Below are 24,283 nucleotides of genomic sequence, written 5' to 3'. Positions count from 1 at the left end.
TTTGCTTGCAACGAATTCAATGTGACGAGGTGCGCCAGGCCTGCGTGCGGCGCGTGATGCCGCGCGTGGCGAGTTCCAGCAGCAGAGATACGACGATCGACGTGACCAGGATCAACGTGGACATGGCCGCAGCGGGGCCGATGTCGCCGGCATCGTCCATGTTCAGCACGGCCACGGAGGCGAGCACGGTGTCAGGGCTGTACAGGAAGATCACGGCTGACACGGTGGTCATGGCCGAGACGAACAGGTAGCGTGCGCAGGACAGCACGGCGGGCAGGCACATCGGTAGCGTCACGCGCCAGTACGTGCGCAGTGCCGAGACCTTGAGCGAGGCCGATACCGCTTCGAACACCGGGTCCAACTGGCCCAGCGATGCCACCGACGTCAGGTGGGCCGCCGTGGCGCAGTGCATGATCGTGCAGAGCACCATCAACGTCATGCTGCCGTACAGGCCGTTGAGCGGATTGGCCGGGTGGTTGAAGAAGAACACGTAGCCGAGACCCAGTACGAGGCCGGGCACCGCCATGGGCAGCAGCACCGCAAAGCGGATGGCCGGATGCAGCCAGGCGGTGGCGCGCGTGGTGCGCGTCTTCTCCACGAGCCACGCGCCGGTGAAGATGAGTACGGTGCCAAACACGGTGGTGAGCGCGGCCAGCTTCAGGCTGTTGCGGTAGGCCAGCCAGCCGCCGCCATCCATGTTGTCAAAGTCGTAGTTGCGCAGCGACAGCTCAAGGTTGTACGGCCACAGCTTGACCAGCGATGCGCCGACGGCGGTGGCCAGCATCACCAGAATCCAGCCGACCACCAATACAGTCAGCAGTAGGTACAGGCCATCGCGCAGGCGATCCGGCTGCGGGTGATACGGCTGCGCGCGGCTGGCCAGTGCAGCATGCTGTCGACGCTGCACGAGGCGTTCGACGGCAAAGGTGAGCAGCGCCGGCAACAACAGCATCAGGCCGATGACGGCGCCGCGCGCAAACTGCTGCTGGCCGACCACGGCCTTGTAGGCTTCCACCGCCAGCACCTGGTAGCTGCCGCCCACCACGGTCGGCACGCCAAAGTCCGTGGCAACCAGCGTAAAGACCAGCGCAAAGGCACCAAACAGGCCATACCGCGCACCCGGCAGCGTGACGGTGCAGAATGTGCGCCACGGGCCCGCGCCCATTGCACGGGCAGCGTCATACAGGCGGCCATCCGCCAGCGTGAGCGTGGCAAGCAGCAGCATCAGCGCATAGGGGAAGGTGTAGAAGGCCTCGCCCACCACGATGCCCCAGAAGCCGTAGATGTTGCTGCCGCCGAGCCACGCCTTGAACAGCCCCTGGTTGCCGAACAGGTAGACCAGCGCGATGCCTGGCAGCAAGGACGGTGCAAACAGCGGCAGCATCGCCAGCGTGCGCATCGTGCCGCGCAACGGCATGCGCGTACGCTGCACGGCGTAGGCAAAGGCAAAGGCCAGCGGCACGACGATGGCAGCCACACTGCTCGACACGGCCAGCGTGCGCCCCACCATGGCCAGGAAGTTGGGACCCTGCACAACATGCGCGACGAGCGCCAGGCCGTGTTCATCGGAGCTGCGCGCGCTGGCGACCAGCCCCGTGGCCTGCAGCAGCATCATTGCCGTGGGCAGCAGCAGGCCGAGGGTGAGCAGGAGGAACCACCCCAGCTTCATGCCGGTGAGCACCGGCGCATCGGTACGCCAGAACGGCGTGCGTGCGGCGTGTGTTTGCGGGGTGGCCTTCACGACATTGACCACGTTGGCCTCGGGCGGGAGCATCGACATCACCACCTCAGGCATAGACGCGCAGGCCGTCGCGCTCCAGCGCGATCCACAGCTTGCTTTCGCCAAGACCACCACGGCCACCACGCAGCGCATTCGATGCCACTTCGGCAACCAGCGGCGCGTTGGCCAAGCCGTCGATGGACAGCGTCACGCGCGTGCGGCTGCCCAGGTAGATCTGGTCGACCACGCGGGCGAGATGGCGGTTGGGGGCGTCGTCGTCCGGGTGCAGCGTCACGGCCTCCGGGCGGCAGAACAGGCGGCCAGTGGCCAGTGCCGTATCGGCAAATGCGGGATCAAGCAGCAGCGGCTGACCAGCCAAGGTGGGTGTGCCATCTTCGGTGCGTCCCAGCGGTAGCCAGTTGGCCTGACCGACGAAGCCCGCAACAAAGCCCGTGGCGGGGTGCGTGTAGATTTCCGAAGGCGAGCCGGTCTGCTCGATGCGGCCGTTGGACATGACCGCGATGCGGTCCGCCATCGCCATGGCTTCATCCTGATCGTGCGTGACCATCAGCGTGGTCACGTTCAGCTTGCGTTGCAGACGGCGCAGCTCGATGCGCAGGTGTTCGCGCACCTGGGCGTCCAGCGCCGACATCGGCTCGTCCAGCAGCAGCAGCGACGGCGCGGGCGCCAGCGCACGGGCCAGTGCCACACGTTGTTGTTGGCCACCCGAGAGCTGCGACGGGTACTTCGCCTCGCTGCCAGCCAGGCCCACCAGCGCGAGCATCTCCGACACCCGCGCCTGCATGCGGGCACGGTTGCCGTTGGTGGTGTCCAGACCGTAAGCGACGTTCTGCGCAACCGTCAGGTTGGGAAACAGCGCGTACGACTGGAAGACGATGCCGTAGTCCCGCTCACGCGGCGGCAGGCTCGAAATATCGCGGCCGCCGGCAACGATCTGGCCAGCGTCCTGCGCTTCCAGCCCGGCAATGATGCGCAGCAGCGTCGTCTTGCCGCAGCCCGACGGGCCCAGCAGGCAGACGAATTCGCCCTGCGCCACGTCCAGCGAAACGCCGTCAAGCGCGGTGAAGGCGCCAAAGCGGCGGGCAACTTGCCGCACGGAAAGGAATGGCGTGGCGTTACCCGGGGTCGGGTCGGAAGCAGGCTGGGGCATTGACGGGGCGGCTGAGGCAGTAACAAAAACGGTCGCCACTGTAGCTAGCCGACATGTACCCCATGTGGCAGTTACCCCAAAAACGCCAATGCGCGCATTTCCGGATTTTTGTTCAGGTGGATGACGAAGTTACGGACGCGGCGACCGCACTTCCGCCAGGAAGGCTGCAATCAACCGCGCTTCGCGCCGGTCTTGCAGGCAGTAGAGGTATTCGCTCAGTTCCGGTGCGCCGCCCTCAATGCCCTCAAAGGCCAGCACGCGCAGTTCCCCATGGCTGGGCACCTCCTGGCGGGCGATGACGCTGACGCCCAGGTTGCGCATGATGGCCTCGCGGATGGACTCCCGGCTGCCGATTTCCACCGTGGATGCGGGGCTCACACCGGCCTGGGCCATCATCGTTTCGGTCATCGCCCGGGTGGTGGAGCCCACCTCGCGCACCAGCAACCTGCATTGCGACAGCGCCGTCACCGGCACCGCCCCGCTCGTCTGCGCGGCCAGCGGGTGGCTGCGGTGGACCACCAGCACCAGCGGGTCACGGGCCAGCTCAATGCGCAGGAACCGCGCATCATCCACCCGCTGCGACGACGACGCCACGTCCACCCGGTATTCCTGCAGCGCGTTGAGCATCTGCACCGAATTGCCGGCCTCGATGCTCACGTCGATGCCGGGGTGGCTCTGGCAGAAGCGGTCAACGATATCGAGGATGTAGTACGGCGCCGTGGCCCCGATGCGCAGGTGGCCGGAGCCCATGTCGCCGGAATTGCGCAGGAAGAAGTCGATCTCGGTTTCCTGGTGCACCAGTTGGTCGACCAGCGGCATCAGCCGCACGCCGGCGTCCGACAGCGCCAGCCGGCGCCCGCCGCGGTAGAATAGCTCCACCCCGTAAGCCTCTTCCAGCGCGCGGATCTGCGATGTCACGGTCGGCTGAGACAGCCCGAGCTGCTTGGCAGCCAGCGTGATGCTGCCCAGGCGGGCGACCATGAAGAACGATTTGAGCTGCGCGACGAGCATGAATGGGTGACGTATTCAGCGCCTGAAGCGCCGTAATCAGAAGGAGGCGGCCTATTTTAGCGGACCACCCTGTGGCAAAAGTGCAGGCCGGCGCTCTCCTCCGTTTTCCGCTTCTAGATCCTGGTGCTACGACTTTCTCAACCTTTCCGCCAAGGTGGGCGTGACGATACCCCCACATCGGGGGGAATTGAGCCTTGCCGACCCGTTATTTCCACAGATCGAATCCGTCACCTCGCCTTGAGAATCCGCCAGCGCGCCACAGTCACGAGCCGACAGCGCGCCGGAATTCGGATTTGGAGAGATGAGGATGGAAGGCAGCAAGGGCGGTAGCAGTACGAAGCAATGGACCATCACCATGATGGTGGCGGCGGCAGGCACGCTGGCGGCCTGTGGTGGTGGCGGTGGTGGGGGTGGCAGCTCGGGGGCCACGCCGGCTGCCACGCAAAGTTCAGCGGCCAACATTACCGTGGCCGCGGCGTGCAGCGGCAGCAACTGCGGCGCCCTGGGCAATACCTACGCAGGCTCCGGTGTGGGCGTGTGGCAGGTCACCAATACGGGCAGCACGGCTGGTTCGGTGCCGGTGTCGATCGCCGGGCTCACGGGTCAGAACGTCACGCTCATCTACACCAACCAGGGTGCGGCTGCACAGCCGATGCCGTCGGTGTCGCTTTCCAGCACAGGGCTGCTTGGTCTTGGCGGTGGCACGAGCACCGGCACCACGCCCACCACCGGTGCCTCCGGCAACCTGACCACGGCGTCCGTGAAGAACGACGCGATCAACGCGGCATTCGATCGCCAGCTCTCCGATTTCAACGCGCACGCACTGGATGGCTACGCCTCCGGTTCAGGCCCGCTCAAGACGCAAGGCGCTTCCAACGATACGGTGCTGCGTCCGCAGGCGGTTGCCGCCGTCGGCACCCAGCGCACCTGGAACCACCAGCAGCCGGACGGCACCGCCACCGTGCGCACCGCCACGCTGCAGCAACAAGCAACCGCCACCGACGGGCGCATCGTCAACCTGTGGGTGGAAAACTCGGAGTACGGCAGCAGCAAGATCTCCGACAGCGTCATCAGCACGCTGATCAACAAGTTTGCCTCTGGCACGCAGTCGGTCTACACGCTGGCCACCTCGATCGTCGGTCAACCGTGGGGCAGCTACTCCAGCTCGGCCAGCCTGATCGATCCGAGCCAGGCGCTCGACATCGTGGTGCTGAACATCCAGCCGGATGGCCAGCCCTATGGCCGCGTGGGCTACTTCTGGGCGCGCAACAACTTCACGACCAGCTCGCAGCCGCTGTCGAACCAGTCGCTGTCGCTCTATGTGGATTCGGAAACCATCTACCTGGGCGGCACCGACGGGCTGAACACCGTCATCTCCACGCTCGGCCACGAGTTCACGCACATGGCCAACTTCTACCAGCGCGGCGTGCTGAACGGCTCGCAGTACATGTACGGCACGTGGCTGGAAGAATTGACGGCGATGACGATGGAAGACGTGCTCTCCAGCCAGATCGACCCGAGCTTCAACAACGTGCGCGACAGCCGCTTCCCGGCCTGGCTGCAAAGCGCGTATGACTGCTCGCTGACGGCGTTCGATCCGTCGCTCACGTCGTCGTGCCCGGGGTATCCGATCTCGGGCAGCCTGGGCGGCTTCCTGCTCCGCCAGTACGGCGTGGCGTATTACAAGAACCTGCTGCAGAACTTCTCGTCGACGGACTCGGCCACGGTGCTGAGCGGCGCGATCCAGGCGGGCGGCGGTACGGGCCTGGGCGATGCGCTGGGTCGTTGGGGCACGGCCGTGGCACTGCTGCCGGTGCCGGGCAGCCCGGCAGGTTTTGCGTATCCGGCGCGGTCGGACAGCGGCTTCTCGATCCCGGGGCTCAACGGCCCGAGCTATAGCGGCCAGCGCAGTATGCCGAGTTCGGTGCCGGCCACGCTGCAGGGCTTCGGCCAGTTCCCGGTGGCGCGCGGTTTCAAGACTGGTACGTACAGCGAGACGATCACGGTGCCGGCCAACTCGACGGTGTCGATCATCGCGAACTAAGCGCGCTCAGCGGTGCCTGCTGGCACCGCCATCTCCCCTGCGATACAGGCGCTCAGACGGCGCATGGCAGCGGAGATCGGTGCGATGATCGGTACGTCGAACCGCAGCGCCAGACGCACCGCGGCCTGCCCCAACGGCCCGCCGCCAATGATCACCGCCTGCGCGCCATCCTCAAGACAGGCACGCACGGCATCACTCAGTGCGTCCTCCAACGCCCCCGCATCTGCCGTCAGCCCGCGCGGCTCGCCAGGCGTGAGCTGTACACCGGTATAGAGCGCACCGAGCCCAAGCTCGCGCGCCTTGGCATCAATCGCGGCCACCAGATCCGGCGTGACCGTGGCCACACCAAAGCGGCGCCCGCCCTCTGACGCCTCCAACATCGATGCTTCGCAAATGCCCACCACGGGTATTGGCTGGCATGCCTCGCGAATGCACGCAACGCCGGGGTCTCCAAACGCGCTGATGACCACGCCTGCATACGACGCACGCACGTTGCGCCATGTGTGTTCGACCTCGTCCGCTGCGGCCGCCAGTTCCTGCTCGTTCACGATCATGGATGGCCCCTGCGCGGCCGTGGCACCGATCACGGCGTAACCGGCCGGCGCCGTGCCCTGGGCAATGCGCACCATCATCTCGGTGGTGGCCTCAGACGAATTCGGGTTGATCAGAAGAATGTTGGGCATGTTGATACGGTAAGGAATCCGGGTCAGGCAGCATCGGGCTTGGTTGCCGCGGTCACCGGCGGCGCTTCAGATGGCAAAGGCTCGGCGTCGGGAGACTGGCCGTAGGTTTCCGGCACGCTCTGTACGCTCACGATAAAGAGCACGTACATGGCCGCCACCATGCCGAACACGCCCGAGATACCCCAGTGTTCCAGCAGGCGCCCGGCCACCAGCGGCATGAACGCGCCGCCGACTGTGCCCGTGGCAAGAATGAAGGCGGTACCGAACGCGCGCACCCGCGTCGGATACTGCTCCGGCGCAAAGATCCAGATGGTCGTGTTCAGCAGCAGCACAAAGAACTGGAAGACCGCGCCTGCTGCCAGGATCATCCCAATGTTGTGGGCGAGAAAACCGATGGTCAGCGCCATGACGCACGCGCAGATCGCACCGATCGTCAGCACGCGCTTGCGCGGAAAGCTGAAGCCCAGCAGCGACGCGGCGATCGCACCGAGCAGGCTGCCGCCCTGCATGATCATGGTGAACATCAGGCTCTTGGACACCGTATAGCCCAGCGTGACCAGAATGGTCGGCATGAGCGTGAGCACGGAGATCTGCGCGCCATATGCCATCCAGATCGTGATGCACAGCGGAATGGTGCGTTTGGCCAGCGCACCGCGAAAGATGTCGGTGCTGCGTACCTTCACCTTGGCGGCGACGGCGGCTGCGCGATCGTCGTCTGCCAGGAACGTGCGCGCCGGCACGTCCTTGAGCGTCAGGGCGCCGGCCGCGAGGCGCGACAGCACAGCGTTGGCCTCTTTGATACGGCCCTGCGCGACCAGAAAGCGCGGCGTCTCCGGAATGAATCGACGGTAGAACGCACCCAGCAGCGCCGGCACCATCAGCGCGACAAACAGCCAGCGCCAGGCGTTGTCACCCGGAAACAGCGTGAAGATCATCAGCCCGAACGCCGGCGCAAGAAAGTTGCCAAGCCCGCCTGCCCCCACATTGACGAGCCCCACTGCCGTGCCACGAAACTTGTTCGAACAGAACTCGGCCAGCATGGTAACGGCAATTGCAATCTCCCCACCCAGCCCGAGGCCGACCACCGCGCGGCCGACGGCCATCATGCCAAGCCCAGATGCACCGGCACAGATGCCTGCGCCCAGCGTGAACAGCAGCAGATCGACCGAGAGCATCACGCGGCGCCCGTAGCGATCTGCAATGGCGCCAGAACCGATACGCCCGATGGCTGCAAAGGCAAAGGTGATGGTGTTGAGCAGGCCAATGTCGGTGGGCGTCAGGCCCCACTGTTCCTTCAGCAGCGGCCCGACAATGCCGACCGCGTTCTGCTCGAATGCATCGAACAGGCAACCCATGAGGATCAGCCAGATGATCGTGTGATGTGCGCGGGTCACGCCGATCTGTTCCAGCGCGTTGTCGAGTTCGGCAACGCGCGGGGAATCGGGTCCGGAAGACAGTGCGGGGCCAGCCATGAGAACTCCTGCATCAAAGCGGTGGAAGACGGGCTTCAACGATTTGATATCAGGGTTTCACTTATCAAACTTACGTGAAATAAGTATTTCACCTTAGGATGTGACTTGAGCGGCGGCTTTCAGGGCTGGGTGCCTGGGGATGCCTCCGGCCGGAGGCGTTAGAGTTCGTCGAAGGCTTCGTGGGCCAGTTCGATGGCGGCAAGGCGCTTGCGCCCCGCGGTGCCACAGGCCTCGATCACCTGTGTTGCGATGATGTTGCACAGCGCCAGTACGCTTGCATGGTCATCGAGCATGCCCGGCCCACGGCAGTCGCATTGCAGTGACCACGTTGCGTCGGCGCAATCGGGCGAGCTGCGGTCGCTGATGAACAGGAGCTTGGCACGCGCACGTACGGCACCTTGAATCACAGCGCGCATCTGCGGAGTCTGCCGACGCGTGCCGAACACGATCACGCAGTCATTGCGGCCCAGTCCGGCCATATGCTCGCCAAGGGTCTCGCCTGCGCCCGGGATTGCCGTCACACGCGACACCACCTGGATGAGCTGCCAGCGCAGATAAACCGCAAAACCATGGCTGGCACGGCTGCCGAAGATCAGCACGTGGCCCGCACCGGCGATGGCCTTGGCGATCTCCGCCAGTTCACGCCCATCAAGCCGAGCAAACGTTGCCGCCAGATTTGCCTGCCCCTGCTGAAAATGCACGGCGACCGGATCGTTTACCTGCTCGCCATGCGCTGTGTCTTGAAAGAGCGGAGACCCGCTCGCGCGCTCTTCGCGCACGTGGCGGCGTGCCGCCTCGTAGTTCTCGTAGCCGATCCGCCGGATAAATCGGCTGACCGTGGCAGGCGATACACCGGCCAGATTGGCGAGTTCATTGCCCGCATAGCTGGCTAGTTCGCCCGGAAATTCCAGGAGAAAGTCGGCCAACTGGCGCTCCGTTGCAGGTAGCGACTCAAGCTGGGTGCGGACGCGATGAACGAAGGATTCGGATGAAATCGGCATGCCGCATTCTAGCCAGTTATGAAACCAGCATTGCAAGCATGAAGGGGAAAGCGGACTTGGCGACGTTGTCCCGCGCAAACTGCGCCCGCTCATACGCGGCACGCCATGCGCAACGCGCTACTTGTTGATGGCAGCCGAAAGAATCCGGCCGTTGCGTGCATCCAATCGCACGTCGAAAACGTGACCGGCCTTGAGTACCGCCACGTCGTAGACCAACCCGGATGCCGACCGCTCGAGCCCAGCCCGGATCGCCTTGCCGTGCAGGTAGTTTTCTGCCTTGGCCACGGCGGATGCGAGCGGCCCGTTGCCAAGCGTCCCGCGGATGGCGGGCCCACCCGGGCGACGAGCGATGACGAGGGCCGCAGCGGCCATCAGAACCGCCAGCGTAAGGAAGGTGAGCGTATGGCCTCGGCGCATGCCATGTCTTGGAAAACCTGGGAGCCCGAAGACTAGACGGTCGGACTTAGCGAGCGCTGAGAGCGGGCAGTCTGCGCTGCGATGATGCGTTTGCGCCACCCCACTGAGATCACCCCCGGGCAGATCCGGGCGCGTCCGCTGCCCTTCCGGACATCCCGAACATCGCCGCACACAGGCCAACCGCATGCCAATCCAGGGGCTGAGATAATGGGCGCCTCCTGGATTTGCTGCCGATTCCCATGCCTTCTGCTGCGCCCCTGTCGTCGCGTATCAGCCCCCTTTTCTCGCTCATGCCCTTCTTGCGCCCGTATGCGCGGCGCTGGGCAGTAGCGTTCCTGGCGCTGGTGACATCGGCCGGTGCAACGCTGGCGCTGCCAGTGGCCTTCAAGTTTCTGATCGATCGCGGATTTGCCAGCGGCGAGCGATCGCACATCGACCGCTACTTCATCGCCCTGTTCCTCCTCTCGCTGGTCCTCGCCGGCGCCACGGCGCTGCGCTTCTATTGCGTCTCGTGGCTGGGGGAGCGCGTGACGGCCGATATGCGGCGCGCGGTCTACCGGCACATCGTCGGGCTGAGCCCGGAGTTTTTCGAGACGACGCAAACGGGCGAGGTGCTGTCACGGCTGACGACCGACACGACGCTGATCCAGACCGTGGTGGGGACCAGCCTGTCGCTGGGATTGCGCAACGCGTTGCTGACGGTCGGCGGCGTAGTCATGCTGGTGGTGACAAGCCCCGTGCTCTCGGGCTACATCATCGCCACGCTGATTGTGGTGGTGGCGCCCATCGTCATCTTTGGGCGCCGTGTGCGGCGGCTTTCGCGCGACAGTCAGGACAAGGTTGCAAGCGCCAGCGCGCTGGCGGGCGAAGTGCTCAATGCGATGCCGACCGTGCAGTCGTACACGCAGGAAGCGCACGAGTCCAGGCGTTTCGGTGCCGCCGTAGAAACCGCATTTGATACTGCGCTCACGCGCATCCGGGCGCGCGCCCAGTTGACCGCCGTGGTCATCATCTTCGTATTCGCGGCAATCGTGTTTGTGCTCTGGCTCGGCGCCAAGGCTGTGCTGGCCGGGCAGATGACGGCTGGTCAGCTGTCCCAGTTCATTCTCTATGCGGTGTTCACCGCGGGCGCCGTGGGTGCGGTTGCAGAGGTGTGGGGCGACCTGCAGAGAGCCGCCGGTGCCGCAGAACGCCTGCTGCAACTGTTGGCAACGCGCTCGGCCATTGCGGAGCCGGACACACCCGTCACGCTGCCCGCGCAGGCTGAAGGCATCCGCTTCGAGAGCGTCACCTTCTCCTATCCGTCGCGTCCGGGTACTGCTGCGCTCGCTCAGTTCACGCTCGATGTCGCCCCCGGAGAGCACGTTGCGCTGGTGGGGCCGTCCGGTGCGGGCAAGACCACACTGTTTCAACTACTCCTGCGCTTCTACGAGCCGCAGTTCGGAGATATCCAGATCAGCGGCGTCCCGACGCGACAGGTCTCGCTTGCCGCGCTACGGCAGGCCATTGGCGTCGTGCTGCAGGAATCGGTGATCTTCTCGGGGAGCGTGCTCGACAACATCCGCTACGGCACGCCGGAGGCGACGCTCGCACAGGTACAGCGCGCCGCCGAGATGGCCGCCGCCGCCGACTTCATCAACGCGCTGCCGCAAGGCTACGACACAGTGCTGGGCGAGCGTGGTGTCAGGCTGTCGGGTGGACAACGTCAGCGGATCGCTATCGCACGGGCCATTCTCAAAGACCCGCCCATCCTGCTGCTGGACGAGGCCACCAGCGCGCTCGATGCCGCGAGCGAGCGGCTGGTGCAAACCGCCTTGAACAATGCCGCGCGAAACCGCACCACGTTGGTGATCGCGCACCGCCTTGCCACCGTGCAGCAAGCCGACCGGATCGTTGTGCTGGAGCAAGGCCGTATCGTCGCGCAGGGCCGTCATGCCGAGCTTCTGCAGCGTTCGCCACTGTATGCGCGTCTTGCGGCGCTGCAGTTTGGTACGCCGTCAACGGAGGCCGAAGAGCATGGCACGCCCTCTGAATCGGCCGCCGGAAATGGTGGCACAGCACATTGAGACCCGCTGCCAAGGAATGCCGAGTCTCGTTCATAAGCCGCACGCTGCCTCAGCAAACCTCAGGATCGACGTAAGGTCTTCGTCATCGCTCCACCAAATCTTCTTTGAAGAATAAAAAAAGCGCCGGGGGCATTCAGCCCGCGGCGCCTTTGCGTAGCGCTGCGACGTCAACCACCCGCCGCAGCCCGACTGCCTGCTTACATCTGCACGGTGTCGGCTACTTCCTTGAAGTCTTCGATCTGGTCGAAGTTCATGTACTGGTAGATCTTGTCGCCGTTGGCGGTGAGCACACCCATGTCGGCCATGTACTCTTCCTTGGTCGGGATCTTGCCCAGACGCGAGCAGATCGCCGCCAGTTCCGCCGAGCCGAGGTACACGTTCGTGTTCTTGCCCAGGCGGTTCGGGAAGTTACGCGTCGACGTCGACATGACCGTTGCGCCTTCGCGCACCTGAGCCTGGTTACCCATGCACAGCGAGCAGCCCGGCATTTCCGTACGCGCACCAGCCGTGCCAAACACGCCGTAGTGGCCTTCTTCCGTCAGTTGCTTCTGGTCCATCTTGGTCGGCGGCGCGACCCACAGCTTGACCGGAATGTCGCGCTTGCCTTCCAGCAGCTTCGACGCGGCACGGAAGTGGCCGATGTTGGTCATGCACGAGCCGATGAACACTTCGTCGATCGTCGCGCCGGCCACGTCCGACAGCGTCTTCACGTCGTCCGGGTCGTTCGGGCAGGCCACGATCGGCTCATGGATGTCGGCCAGGTCGATCTCGATGACGGCAGCGTATTCGGCATCGGCATCCGGTTGCAGCAGTTCCGGGGCGGCCAGCCAGGCTTCCATCGCCTTGATGCGGCGTTGCAGGCTGCGTGCGTCCTGGTAACCCTGCGCGATCATCCACTTGAGCAGCGTGATGTTGCTGTTCAGGTATTCGATGATCGGTTCCTTGTTCAGGTGGACCGTGCAACCGGCAGCCGAACGCTCAGCGGAGGCATCCGACAGTTCGAACGCTTGCTCGACCTTCAGATCGGGCAGGCCTTCGATTTCGAGAATGCGGCCCGAGAAGATGTTCTTCTTGCCTTGCTTGGCGACCGTCAGCATGTCTTGCTTGATCGCGTACAGCGGGATCGCGTTGACGAGGTCACGCAACGTGACGCCTGGCTGCATCTTGCCCTTGAAGCGGACCAGCACCGATTCCGGCATGTCCAGCGGCATCGTGCCGGTGGCAGCCGCGAAGGCAACTAGGCCCGAGCCTGCGGGGAAGCTGATGCCGATCGGGAAACGCGTGTGCGAATCGCCGCCGGTGCCGACTGTGTCGGGCAGCAGCATGCGGTTCAGCCACGAGTGGATCACGCCGTCGCCTGGGCGCAGCGCGATGCCGCCACGGTTGCTGATGAAGTTCGGCAGGGTCTGGTGCGTCTTCACGTCCACCGGCTTCGGATACGCGGCGGTGTGGCAGAACGACTGCATCACGAGGTCGGCCGAGAAGCCGAGGCACGCGAGGTCCTTCAGTTCGTCGCGGGTCATCGGGCCCGTGGTGTCCTGCGAGCCGACCGAGGTCATCTTCGGTTCGCAGTACGTGCCCGGGCGCACGCCCTGGCCTTCCGGCAGACCGCATGCGCGGCCAACCATCTTCTGTGCCAGCGAGAAGCCCTTGCCGCTGTTGGCCGGCTGATGCGGCAGGCGGAACAGCGTCGACGGCGCCAGGCCCAGCGCTTCACGCGCCTTGGCGGTCAAGCCACGGCCGATGATCAGCGGAATGCGGCCACCGGCGCGCACTTCGTCAAACAGCACGTCGGACTTCACCTGGAATTCGGCGATGACCTTGCCGTCCTTCAGCGCCTTGCCTTCGTACGGGCGCAGTTCGACCACGTCGCCCATGTTCATTTGCGACACATCGAGTTCGATCGGCAGAGCGCCGGCGTCTTCCATCGTGTTGTAGAAGATCGGGGCGATCTTGCCGCCGAGGCACACGCCACCGAAGCGCTTGTTCGGCACGAACGGGATGTCTTCGCCCGTGAACCACAGCACCGAGTTGGTGGCCGACTTGCGCGAGGAGCCCGTGCCGACCACGTCGCCCACGTAGGCGACCAGGTGGCCCTTTTCCTTCAGCGATTCGATGAACTTGACCGGGCCGCGCTTGCCGTCTTCTTCCGGCGTAATGCCGGGGCGGGCGTTCTTCAGCATCGCCAGCGCGTGCATCGGGATGTCCGGGCGGGTGGTGGCGTCCGGTGCCGGCGACAGGTCGTCGGTGTTGGTTTCGCCCGTCACCTTGAACACCGTGATGGTCAGGCTTTCCGGCACTTCCGGACGGCTCGTGAACCATTCGGCGTCGGCCCAGCTTTGCAGCACGGCCTTGGCGTGCAGGTTGCCCTTGTCGGCCAGTTCCTTCACGTCGTGGAACTGGTCGAACATCAGCAGGGTCTTCTTCAGCGCGTCAGCGGCAACGGCAGCGACGGCTTCATCGGACAGCAGCTCGATCAGCGGCTGGATGTTGTAGCCGCCCAGCATCGTGCCGAGCAGTTCGGTAGCGTGGGCACGCGAGATCAGGGCGCAAGCGGTCTCACCCTTGGCCACGGCGGCCAGGAAGCCTGCCTTCACGCGGGCGGCTTCGTCCACGCCTGCCGGCACGCGGTGGGTGATCAGGTCGACCAGGGTCTGCTCTTCGCCAGCGGGCGGGTTGGTCAGCAGTTCGACCAGTTCAGCGGTCTGTTGAGCCGTCAGCGGCAACGGGGGAATACCGAGCGCGGCGCGAGCGGCCACGTGAGCGCGATAGTTTTCAAGCATGGAAGACCTGCTGAGATGACGTTACAGGGGAAGACTTTTCTGGCACCCCGAGGCTGCTCCGGGCGCGGCTTGGGCGCGATTCTAATCGCAATACCCTACACGGTCAAATGTCTTATATCTTATATAAGAGTTAGAGGTGTGCGCGAAGCCCTACAGGGTTGTTTGACGGGGGCGGCTCTCTTCTTGCGTGTTGCATCCGCCGCTTGCCCTGGCTGAGCCGTCACATCTCGGGCGAGATGGCTACCTTGTATGCAAAATCATGCGGCCCGACGCCGTCAGGCTTCAGATCGATGGGGCATAATTTGGGCCGTTTTTGAACCGGTTCTGAATACCCTGCTTCGCTATGCCTTACGTCGTCACCGAATCCTGCATCCAGTGCAAGTACACGGATTGCGTGGCCGTCTGCCCCATGGACTGCTTCCACGCGGGCCCGAACTTCCTGGTGATTGATCCGGATGAGTGCATCGATTGCTCGATCTGTGTGCCGGAGTGCCCGGTCGGGGCGATCTACCCCGCTGCCGAAGTCCCGGCAGATCAGCGGGACTTCATTGCGCTGAACGCGCAACTCTCGCGCCGCGCGGATTGGCCACGCCTGACCACAGTGCAGGCCCCGCTGGCGGATCACGCCCATTGGGCGCAAGTGAAAGACAAGCGTGATGCATTACGCATCGCGCCCGAGTCACCACCGTCAACCTGATAAAAAAAACGCCACGTGCAGCACGTGGCGTTAGGTCAATCGGCCTTAGATCGACATCACCGCATTCACGAACCAGCCGCGATACCGGTAACCAGGCTTGGCCATGTCGTCACTGAACTTGGTGAAGTTGTAGCCCACGCCCAGGCGGACATGCTTGGCGACGTCATAGTCGACGCTGCCCAGCCAGCCTTGTCGCGTACCGCCGTCGGTTGCCCGCAGCACACGGTATTCGCCCATCACGCTCAGGCCGCCGTAGACGTATCGCCGCACCTGCCCTGCCATCATCGTCGCACGGTTGCTGTACCAGTCGCCACTGCCGCGATCCAGGCGCGCTTCACCGGTTCGGGTGGCCAGCTTGGCGGCAAATTCCCAGTTGGCATCCAGGCGATAGATGCCTTCCAGCGACCAGATGGACGAGCGCTGATCGGGCAACAGGCCTGCGCCTGAGCTGCCGTCCACTTGCCCGGCCGAGGCCAGGTTGTACAGGTACGTGTACTTGCCGATGACCGTCCACCGCACGCTGTTCCACGGCCGCCAGGCGAAGCCGAGGCTTGCTTCGGTGAACCGGGCATCGTTGAGCGGCTGGTTGGCGTCGCTGGTGGTGGACCAATTGAAGCGTCCACCCAGGCGCAATGACTCGTTGATCTCGTAGCCAAGGCGGTTGGCCGCAACCCACTGCCGGCGCTGCTCGGCACCGTCATCGCTGCGGTACTCAAGCTTGCTGGCCCAAGTGGTTCCGGGCTGGGTCAGGCCCACGTTCACGCTGGCGGCCTGCCGATGCACCTTGCCCGCGCCGCTGACGGCATCGAGTTCTGCCTGCTGCAAGCTGAAGCCCGTCGTCCAACCACGTGCCGGATAGAAATCCATGCCGAACGTATGACCGATCCCGGTATTGGGCCCGCTCTTCAGGCTCTGGCTTTCGTTGTAGAGGTTGGTCGTGTTGGAAATGCGCCAGCGCTGGCCAAGCGTGATGCTGCTCGGCGCCTGCGACAGCAGCGGCGACTGGTCGTACACCCCCGTGGAGTCGATCAGGCGCGTGTAGTTGCCGTACAGCGAGTGATCCGGGGTCATCCGGTATTCGCCCGTGAGCTTGGCAGCGTTGCCGCGGTTACCGGCCGTATATTCGGCACCTGCTGATGACTGGTTGGCGAACTGGTACTTCGCGCCCACGGTGGCTGCGTCGTTGCGCGGGTAGGCGCCGCCGTCGTCATCGAGCGTCACCTGCCCGGTGCCGTACACGTCGAGCGTACCGATCAAGCGCCGGGTGTAGCCCAACGCTGCCAGCGTGCCGGTGCCGCTGGCACCCTGGTAGGTCTCGGTAACGCGGCGGATCTCTGCGATCAGGTCGGAGTGTTCTGCCAGGCGCCAGTCGATCTGGGCCTGTGCCTGCTCCAGGGCGTCGGTTCCACGCTCGGATTTGCTGTAGCGGCCCGCAACCCGGATGTCTTCGCGCAACTGGCCCGCGTATTCGAAGCCGTACTCGCGAACAGGAAGGCCGAGGTCAGCACGCGCGACGGAATACCCTGAGCTCACATCACGCCACCAGGCGCCGACCGTCCAGTCTTGCTTCGTCCACCCCAGTTCACGCAGGTTTGCGCGCCCTTCTACTGCTGTCGCATCGCCGCTGCGGTTGCCCTGCGTCTTCGGGTTGATCTGCATGAAGCTCAGACCGCCGTTGTCGGAGTAGAAGATCGGCGCCATCGCAGCCTGCGTCTGCGAGTGCTCCACCTTGAGGTAGGTCCCGCGCCCGGCCTGCAGCGTAGCGTCCACACCCTTCATGGTGTACGCCTGGTCCGTGCGCCCTTCGTTGACGTAGGTGCCCCCCACGGCAAGGTGCTCGCCAAACCAATGCTTGGCGCGCAGCCCACCCGTGACGTTGTTGCTGTCGAACCCGCTCGGCACGTACTCGTAGTCCGCCAGCAGGTGGTTTTCGTAGCCACCGGTGGGCCGGTCACGGAACAGGGTGCTGGTGTTCTGGTCCGCAATCTGGGCCAGCGGCTTCGTCAGCATGACGCGGCCCTGCATCTCGTTGATGTCGTAGTCGATGCCACGCACCAGCGAGATGCGATTGACCACGCTGCCCGTGGAAGGATCGCGCACCTCCAGCACGAGCTGATCCGACCCCGGCAGCAGATCGGTATGACGCAGGTAGTACAGGCTGCCCCCGGTGCCGAGGAATTCCGAGTGCCCCGCCACCGTTTGCGCCTGCGAAGCAAAGACCTTCACCTGCGTGCTCGGGTCGCCCAGCGGCGTGCTGGAGCGGCTGCGCCAGTCGACCGCAGCGCCGTACAGGCTACGCACGTACTGCGCATACTGCGTGCCGGTGAAGCCGGTCTGGTAGTTGCCCCACAGCGCCTGGCTCTTGTCCCAATCGACGCGCAGATACAGCTTGCCCTGCGTGTCGATGTCGCGGTACGTGGTGGAGTCGTCGCCGTACACCGGGTAGTACATGTTCGGGTCGAGGCGACGGAACACGTCGCGCGGGTCCGCCTTGAACAGCCCGTCAAATAGGTTGCCGACGTTACGCTCGGTCGTATCGGCCTGCGCGGTGAACAGGTAGCGTCCGTTCACCTTGCCCTTCGTGTAGAAGGCCAGCCGCCCTTCGTCGAGGAAGCCGTTGCGATAGCGGTCGTCCACGGTCAGGCCGGACGCACCATCACCGCTGATCGAGCTCTTTGACATCGTCAGGTCGGCAATGGCGACGACGAACAGGTAGTTCTCGCGCACATTGATGTCCAGCGGGTAGCTGGTCTCATCACCACCCGGGCCCTTCACGCTGACGGCAAACCGATGCATGCCGGTCGGGAGCAGATACTCGGCCACGAACTTGCCCCGCTGGTCCACCGGCACCGTCTGGCCGTCGATGGTCAGCGCATAGCCATCGGGCACGTTCTGCCCGAACACGCGCACCCTTGAGCCACGAATGATGATGTTCTGCTGGCGCAGCGCGTTGTTGCCGAACGTGCTGTCGAGCAGCGCACGCGACTCCAGCTCGCTGGCGCTCAGCGCGCGCAGCGGGCCGCTGGCGTTCTGATGCATCTGGTCGAGAACGCGCTGCCGGTCTGCCGGAGACACCAGCAGCAGGCTGCGCGGATAGGTCTCGTCGACGCTGCCGTCGGCCGCCGTGGCACGCAGGATGTAGGTAAGCCGATCCCCAGGGCGTACACGCATGCCGTCGGGCAGGCTGCCGTCCCATGTTGCCTGGACCACGCCGCCGGGCGGAATATCCACCGTCGCCAGCGGCGTCACCAGGTCCGTGTCTTCGGCGCGGTAGATGCTGATCTGCATCCGCTTGATGAAGGCGGCGTAGTTGCTATAGACCTGCAGCTTCACTGGTTCGACGATGCGGCCACCCTCGACCGCCGCTTCGGACCCCGCTTGCACGCTCAGCACGGGCGTGGTCTGCGCAGGATCTTCCGTCGCCCAGACCATCCCGCCGTTGGGCAGGTCGATGCTGAAGTGGCTGGCCACGGCTTCCTGGCCGACAACTGCGGGCGGTTTTTCGGCAGACGGCGTCTGTGCCGAGGCGGGCATCCCATAGCCCACGAAAAGGATGCCGGCAATGGCAGCATCCAACGTTTTGAGTCGCATGGTCTTGGTGGCCTTCGAGCGGGGTCGGGACAGGATTCGGGAGGTGAGACGCGCGTTCATTGCTGCGCCTCCTTGCTACCGTTGCCGCGCACTGCTGCGCCATCCTGGGCCGGCGTTGCCGTCGGCAGCCTGACGCCGAAATCGAAGCGTGCCGGCACCCCCTGCGTGATCCGCTTGACCAGCGGATTGGCCGTGGTGAACTCGCTGCGGGGCGGCAGCGTTGCCGGGTCCACCTTCATGATGAAGTTGCGCCCGCGAGCGATGTTCGCCACGTCGATCCCCTCCAGGTGGTATCGGCCGTAGGCATCCGTCTCGATGATGTTGCCCTCGACCGTTGCAATGCGAACACCGGGAATACCGCGCTCTTCAAGACCGCTGTTGACGATGATGTAGTCCACGCGCAGCGTGCCGCCTTCTTCCTTGGTGACTTCGCGTTCGACGCTCAGGGCCTGGGACGAGAGCTGCTTCGCGACGTCGCCCGTGGGCGTGCTTTCGCTGCGGCCATCGGCATGCACGCGGACGTGGCTGCCCTCCGACGTTGTCAGCGTGAAGTCGTCGGTAAAGGCGGCTTCGCGCAGGCGCTGCGAAATCACGATGCGATGCTTGTTCACCGGCTGCGCTGCACTCAGGCGGCCAGACAGGCTGCCCAGCGAGATGCCATGCAGCAGCGGCGCACTGGCGTCGGGCTCGGGGCGCGGGCCGTCGCCGCGGTCCACGGTAGTGGAGCCGGGCACGTACGCGTCGGGGTTGAAGCCGCCCTGCACGCGCAAGCCGGTCGCACCGGCGCTGGCTTGCCAGCCGTCGCCATTGCGATCGTCGAACACGGTGCCGAAGACGCGGGTTTCTTCGAACAGCGGATCGGCATCGCGGCGCACGGTTGCCTGTGCCTGGTTACTGACGCGCATGCCGTTGAGCAGCAGCAGCGCGGTATTGACGTACTCACCGCGAGCAGAAGCCCCCGGGCCCACGCGCAGCATGTAGACCACCGTCATCGAAGCGCCTGCGGTGAGGTCAATGCCTTCGATCCGGATCGGGCTGGTACCGGCCAGACGACCATTGCTCCCTGTCACCGTGAGCGAGTTGGCGATCAGGCTGAAGCCGACTGGCGGCGTATCCACCAGCACCGCGCCGTGGATATCAGTCTTGCTGGGGTTCTGCACCGTTAGCGTGTAGCGCACCACATCCCCAACGTTCACTTTCTGCGGTGCGGCCTGCTTGTTCACACGCAACAGCGCGTCGTCGCTCACGGCAAAGCGGATCACGGCGTCGCTGCAGTTCGTCGGGCTCGTCCGGTCGCAGATGCGATAGCGCAGGGTGTAGCTGCCGCTGGGCGTGCCCGGCGGCACGATCACCGTACCGTCCGGACGGAGCGACATGCCGGGCAAGCCGCCGTTGTCCAGCAGCGTCACGTTGATGTTGCTCGGGTTGGAGATCGGCTTGCCGCCCTGGGTGTCGTTGCCCAGGATGATCCCGATCGGACCGCCGGTCGCACCGTTCACGGGGGTCTGGCGGTAGTCGTCATCGGTTGCCTGCAGCGGCTGCGATGCCACCGTCACGGAAATGTTTGCCGTGGCGCAGTTGGCCGGGTTCAGCTTCTCGCAGATCTGGTAGCCGATGGTGTACGTGCCCGCGGGGGTGCCCGGCGCCACTGACACCAGGCCGGTGTTCGGATCCAGGCTGACCTTCGGGTTCGTCGACGGCGTCGTCACGCTCACGTTGACCGTGCCCGGCGTCGCCTTCGTGCCGTTCAGTGTGTCGTTGTCCAGCACGTTGCCGACCTGCGGGTTGCCGCCCGAGCCATCGACACCGGTGTAGCTGTCGTTGCCCGCTGCGATCTTGCCCGGCGCCACCGTGACCGAGGCGGTCGCGTTTGCGCAGTTGGCCGGGTTCAACTTCTCGCAGATCTGGTAGCCGATCGTGTACGTGCCGGCCGGCGTGCCCGGCGCTACCGACACTTGGCCGGTGGTCGGATCGAGGCTCACCTTCGGGTTGCTCGACGGCGTCGTCACGCTCACGTTGACCGTGCCCGGCGTCGCCTTCGTGCCGTTGAGCGTGTCGTTGTCCAGCACGTTGCCCACGCTGCCGTTGCCTGCGTTGCCGTCAATGCCGGTGTAGGTGTCGTTGTTGGCAATGATCTTGCCCGGCACCACCGTCACGGTTTCCGTGGCGTTTGCACAGTTGGTCGGGTTCAGCTTCTCGCAGATCTGGTAGCCGATCGTGTACGTGCCGGCCGGCGTACCCGGCGCTACCGACACTTGGCCAGTGGTCGGGTCGAGGCTCACCTTCGGGTTGCTCGACGGCGTGGTCACACTCACATTGACGGTGCCCGGCGTGACCTTCGTGCCGTTGAGCGTGTCGTTGTCCAGCGCGTTGCCAACGTTGCTGTTGCCCGCGTTGCCGTCAATGCCGGTGTAGGTGTCATTGCCGGCGACGATCTTGGCCGGTGCCACCGTCACCGTGGCTGTGGTGTTCGCACAGTTGGTCGGGTTCAGCTTCTCGCAGATCTGGTAGCCGATCGTGTACGTGCCGGCTGGCGTACCCGGTGCTACCGACACCAGACCGTTGTTCGGGTCCAGGGTCACCTTCGGGTTGCTCGACGGCGCCGTCACGCTCACGTTGACCGTGCCCGGCGTTGCCTTCGCACCGTTGAGCGTGTCGTTGTCCAGTACGTTGCCGACGCTGCCGTTGCCCGCGTTGCCGTCGATACCGCTATAGCTATCGCTGGCCGCCGTAATCGGGCCCGTTACCACCGAGACCGAGGCGGTAGCGTTTGCGCAATTGACCGGGTTCAACTTCTCGCAGATCTGGTAGCCGATCGTGTACGTGCCGGCCGGCGTGCCCGGCGCTACCGACACTTGGCCGGTGGTCGGATCGAGGCTCACCTTCGGATTGCTCGACGGCGTCGTCACGCTCACGTTGACCGTGCCCGGCGTTGCCTTCGTGCCGTTGAGCGTGTCGTTGTCCAGCACGTTGCCGACCTGCGGGTTGCCGGTGGCGCCGTTCGTGCCCGTATAGGTGTCGTTGCCCGCAACGATCTTGCCCGGTGCCACCGTCACCGTGGCGGTAGCGTTTGCGCAGTTGGTCGGGTTCAGCTTCTCGCAGATCTGGTAGCCGATCGTGTACGTGCCGGCCGGCGTGCCCGGAACCACCGACACCAAACCGGTGGTCGGATCGAGACTCACCTTCGGATTGCTCGACGGCGAGGTCACGCTCACGTTGACGGTGCTCGTCGTCGCCTTGGCGCCGTTGAGCGTGTCGTTGTCCAGCACATTGCCCACGCTGCCGTTGCCGGCCGTGCCATCAATACCGCTGTAGCTATCGTTGCTGGCTGCAATGGGCGCGGCACCCACCACAATGGTGGCCGTCGCCGAGGCGCAATTGGTCGGGTGCACGGCGTCGCACACCGTGTACGGAATCTTGTAGGTACCCGCCGGCGTGCCGGGCTTGACCGTGATCGTGCCGTCAGAGTTGAGCGTGAAGCCCCCCGACGAAGGCACGGGCGTTGTGGCACCCCAGGTCAACGTCACGTTGCCCTTGCCGGTTCCGCTCGTCGGACCAATCGTGCTACCCAGCGTGTCGTTGACGAGCACGCTGCCAAGCGAGCCCCCTGCCGCGCCACTGGGCACGGTGTAGTTATCGTTGCTGGCGGCGATCTTCGGGTCACCAATCGGCGTATCGACAACGCCGGTCGACGTCACGGGGCTACCACCGCCCGAGGGCGTGGCCGTGACGGTCGCGACGTTGTGGATCGGTACACCGGCATCCACATCGGCCTGCGTCACCGTGTAGGTAAAGCTGCCGCAGTTGGCGGAGCCGCCCGGGTTGATCGTTGTCGGCGTGCAGGTCAGCGCTGTGCTGCCGGCTTTCGGGTCCGACACTATCAGACCATTCAGCACGATGCTGCCGCTGTTGACGGCCGTGATGCTGTAGCCGATGGTTTCGCCCACATCCGCCTTACCGTTGCCATTGGCGTCATTGAGTGTGGCCGTCTTCGTGACCGACATGGCGGGCGTGCCCTGCACGGTGGTCGATACGGTCGCGCTGTTGTTGCCCGTTGAGGGTTCCGCAACCGTGGTGTCGGTGGCAGCCAGCTGCACGGTCGCGGTGTTGCTGATGTTTCCAGCCGCGCCCGGGGCATTCACATTGATGGTGATCTGTACGCTGCTGCCGGCCGGCAGGCTCTGCACCGCGCCGGTAATCACGTACCCCGCGGCATCGCTGCCCGTAACGCTGGTACCCAGTGCTCCGCAAATTGCACCGCCAGTCGGGTTGCCGCAGCTCACATTGCCGGCAGTGACACCCGTGATGCCCACGGGCATCGTGTCCTTGAAGGTGGCGCCGGTGGCGGGGTAGGCACCGGTGTTGGTGATGGTCAGCGTGTAGGTCATCGGCTGACCTGCCTGCACGGTGGCGGGCGCCACCTTGGTGATGCCCAGATCCACCACGCGCGGGATGTTCGTGAGCGTGCAGTCCACCCGGTCCGCCAGTTGCAGCAGGTTCAGCGTCGGCGGATTGGCCGGATCAAACGAGCCGTTCGGCAGCACCGTGTTCGACGACGTATTGCCGTTGGTACAGGCAATCGTTCTGTCGTACTGCGCCAGCGTGTAGCGGCTGCCCGGCGCCATCTGCTCGATCAGGGTGAGCGTGTTGCCCGGCATGACTGCCTGGCCGCTGATGTACGGATAGTTGCCGGTACCGGTGCCCGATGTGGAGGTGTTGATGACCTCGCTACCCTTGGCATTGAGCACGCGGTAGGTGAACTGATCCGATGGGTCCAAGCGACCGTTCGGCAGCGCCTTGCGCAGTCGCACCCCGCCCCAACGCACGCCAAACGCCATGCCTTGCAGGCTGGAACCGTTGGTATGGACTTGCCCCATCACGGTAAACGGGGAACCGGTGCGCGTGGTGGAGAACACGGCAGCATTGGCGATGCCCGATTTACCGACCAGCCGCTGGCAGTCGACCATGCCGAAGCAAGCTGATGGCGGTGAGGCGGCCCCCCCCGGCGCGGTAACGGTGGGGTTGTTGCTCAACGACGCACCCAGCCACTCCACCAGATGAAGCGTGCTCCCCCCGGACACCACCCCGAAATCCAGGTTTTCGCCGGTGTTCGTGCTCTCACCATCCGCCAGCACCATTTCGAAGCTGTTGGTCGCTTCCTGGCCTGCGGGGTTGTAGATGTGGATGTCCTGCAGCGTGACCGTGGTGTGGTTCGAGACGCTGCCGTTGTTCGTATAGAGCGCGGCCTTGTTCGGCGTGTAGATCGTGTAGTAGCCGCTGGAGCCGCTGAACTGGGACCCAGTCCAGGATGGCGCCTGCACGCCGCTCAAGCCCGAGCTGGTCCCGATGTTGCTCACGACCGCAGTCAGGGTCATGGTCGAGCCATCCGGCAGATCAAACGTGAGCGGCGTTGAGCCGTTCGTGGTCAGCGATACGCCGTCGAGCTGCAGCCAGCAGATCTCGTCGACGTGGACCCCCTTCGAGTTCGGATCAGCCATGCGGCAAAGGTTGTTGGCAAATGCCGGCGATGCCAACAGCCATGCCAACGATGCCAGTAAGAGCAACCCGCAACGCTTCCACCAGGCACGTCGAAAAGCGCTGTGCCGGCGATACCCCCCACCCTGATA

Annotated in this window: 13 protein-coding genes; 3 read left to right on the top strand and 10 right to left on the bottom strand. The window is 64.8% G+C overall.

What is annotated here, in order from left to right; genetic code table 11:
- Window positions 1-16 precede the first annotated feature (16 nt).
- From ACS13N_RS25345 to ACS13N_RS25335, 3 genes are all read right to left on the bottom strand, one after another.
- On the bottom strand, window positions 17-1,780 hold the full coding sequence (locus ACS13N_RS25345; protein WP_438934343.1) for a putative 2-aminoethylphosphonate ABC transporter permease subunit: 1,764 nt from the start codon (window positions 1,778-1,780) through the stop codon (window positions 17-19).
- A 7-nt stretch (window positions 1,781-1,787) separates the two neighbouring features.
- Entirely contained in the window at window positions 1,788-2,891 is a 1,104-nt protein-coding gene (locus tag ACS13N_RS25340; protein ID WP_438934342.1) for a putative 2-aminoethylphosphonate ABC transporter ATP-binding protein, read from the bottom strand.
- A gap of 129 nt (window positions 2,892-3,020) precedes the next feature.
- A complete protein-coding gene (locus ACS13N_RS25335; RefSeq protein ID WP_438934341.1) occupies window positions 3,021-3,902 on the bottom strand; it encodes a LysR family transcriptional regulator in 882 nt (293 codons plus the stop codon).
- Between the two features lie 307 nt (window positions 3,903-4,209).
- Here ACS13N_RS25335 and ACS13N_RS25330 point away from each other — a divergent pair, with 307 nt between their 5' ends.
- Window positions 4,210-5,946, top strand: coding sequence for a M30 family zinc metallopeptidase (locus ACS13N_RS25330; protein ID WP_438934340.1), 1,737 nt, complete (start codon window positions 4,210-4,212; stop codon window positions 5,944-5,946).
- On the opposite strand, the gene ACS13N_RS25325 is transcribed toward ACS13N_RS25330, so the two are convergent.
- The 4 genes from ACS13N_RS25325 to ACS13N_RS25310 form a co-directional block, all read right to left on the bottom strand.
- On the bottom strand, window positions 5,943-6,629 hold the full coding sequence (locus tag ACS13N_RS25325; RefSeq protein ID WP_438934339.1) for an aspartate/glutamate racemase family protein: 687 nt from the start codon (window positions 6,627-6,629) through the stop codon (window positions 5,943-5,945). The two genes, ACS13N_RS25330 and ACS13N_RS25325, sit on opposite strands and share 4 nt — an antisense overlap.
- Window positions 6,630-6,652: 23 nt before the next feature.
- Window positions 6,653-8,101, bottom strand: coding sequence for an MFS transporter (locus ACS13N_RS25320; protein WP_438934338.1), 1,449 nt, complete (start codon window positions 8,099-8,101; stop codon window positions 6,653-6,655).
- A 158-nt stretch (window positions 8,102-8,259) separates the two neighbouring features.
- Window positions 8,260-9,195 (bottom strand): MurR/RpiR family transcriptional regulator, encoded by a 936-nt coding sequence (locus ACS13N_RS25315; RefSeq protein WP_438934337.1) that lies wholly within the window; start codon window positions 9,193-9,195, stop codon window positions 8,260-8,262.
- A 24-nt stretch (window positions 9,196-9,219) separates the two neighbouring features.
- Window positions 9,220-9,519 (bottom strand): PepSY domain-containing protein, encoded by a 300-nt coding sequence (locus ACS13N_RS25310; protein ID WP_438934336.1) that lies wholly within the window; start codon window positions 9,517-9,519, stop codon window positions 9,220-9,222.
- Window positions 9,520-9,758: 239 nt separating this feature from the next.
- Between ACS13N_RS25310 and ACS13N_RS25305 the strand changes: the two genes are divergently transcribed.
- The gene (locus tag ACS13N_RS25305; protein ID WP_438934335.1) at window positions 9,759-11,585 is read left to right on the top strand and encodes an ABC transporter transmembrane domain-containing protein; all 1,827 of its coding nucleotides are present in this window, start codon (window positions 9,759-9,761) and stop codon (window positions 11,583-11,585) included.
- Window positions 11,586-11,782: 197 nt separating this feature from the next.
- Here ACS13N_RS25305 and acnB read toward each other — a convergent pair whose 3' ends face one another.
- Window positions 11,783-14,368 (bottom strand): bifunctional aconitate hydratase 2/2-methylisocitrate dehydratase, encoded by a 2,586-nt coding sequence (gene acnB, locus ACS13N_RS25300; RefSeq protein ID WP_438934334.1) that lies wholly within the window; start codon window positions 14,366-14,368, stop codon window positions 11,783-11,785.
- Window positions 14,369-14,711: 343 nt separating this feature from the next.
- Between acnB and fdxA the strand changes: the two genes are divergently transcribed.
- A complete protein-coding gene (fdxA, locus tag ACS13N_RS25295; protein ID WP_438934333.1) occupies window positions 14,712-15,065 on the top strand; it encodes a ferredoxin FdxA in 354 nt (117 codons plus the stop codon).
- A 45-nt stretch (window positions 15,066-15,110) separates the two neighbouring features.
- Here the strand turns inward: fdxA and ACS13N_RS25290 are convergent, their stop codons facing one another.
- Complete coding sequence (locus ACS13N_RS25290; RefSeq protein ID WP_438934332.1) at window positions 15,111-18,716, bottom strand: hypothetical protein; 3,606 nt, start codon at window positions 18,714-18,716, stop codon at window positions 15,111-15,113.
- On the bottom strand, window positions 18,713-24,154 hold the full coding sequence (locus ACS13N_RS25285) for a beta strand repeat-containing protein (protein WP_438934331.1): 5,442 nt from the start codon (window positions 24,152-24,154) through the stop codon (window positions 18,713-18,715). The genes ACS13N_RS25290 and ACS13N_RS25285 overlap by 4 nt, the downstream gene beginning before the upstream one ends.
- Window positions 24,155-24,283 lie beyond the last annotated feature (129 nt).

The sequence above is a fragment of the Ralstonia sp. 24A2 genome, assembly GCF_051783885.1.
Lineage (GTDB): Bacteria > Pseudomonadota > Gammaproteobacteria > Burkholderiales > Burkholderiaceae > Ralstonia.
The sequence above is the reverse complement of the archived record's forward strand: the minus strand, read 5'-3'. Positions and strand labels throughout refer to the sequence as shown.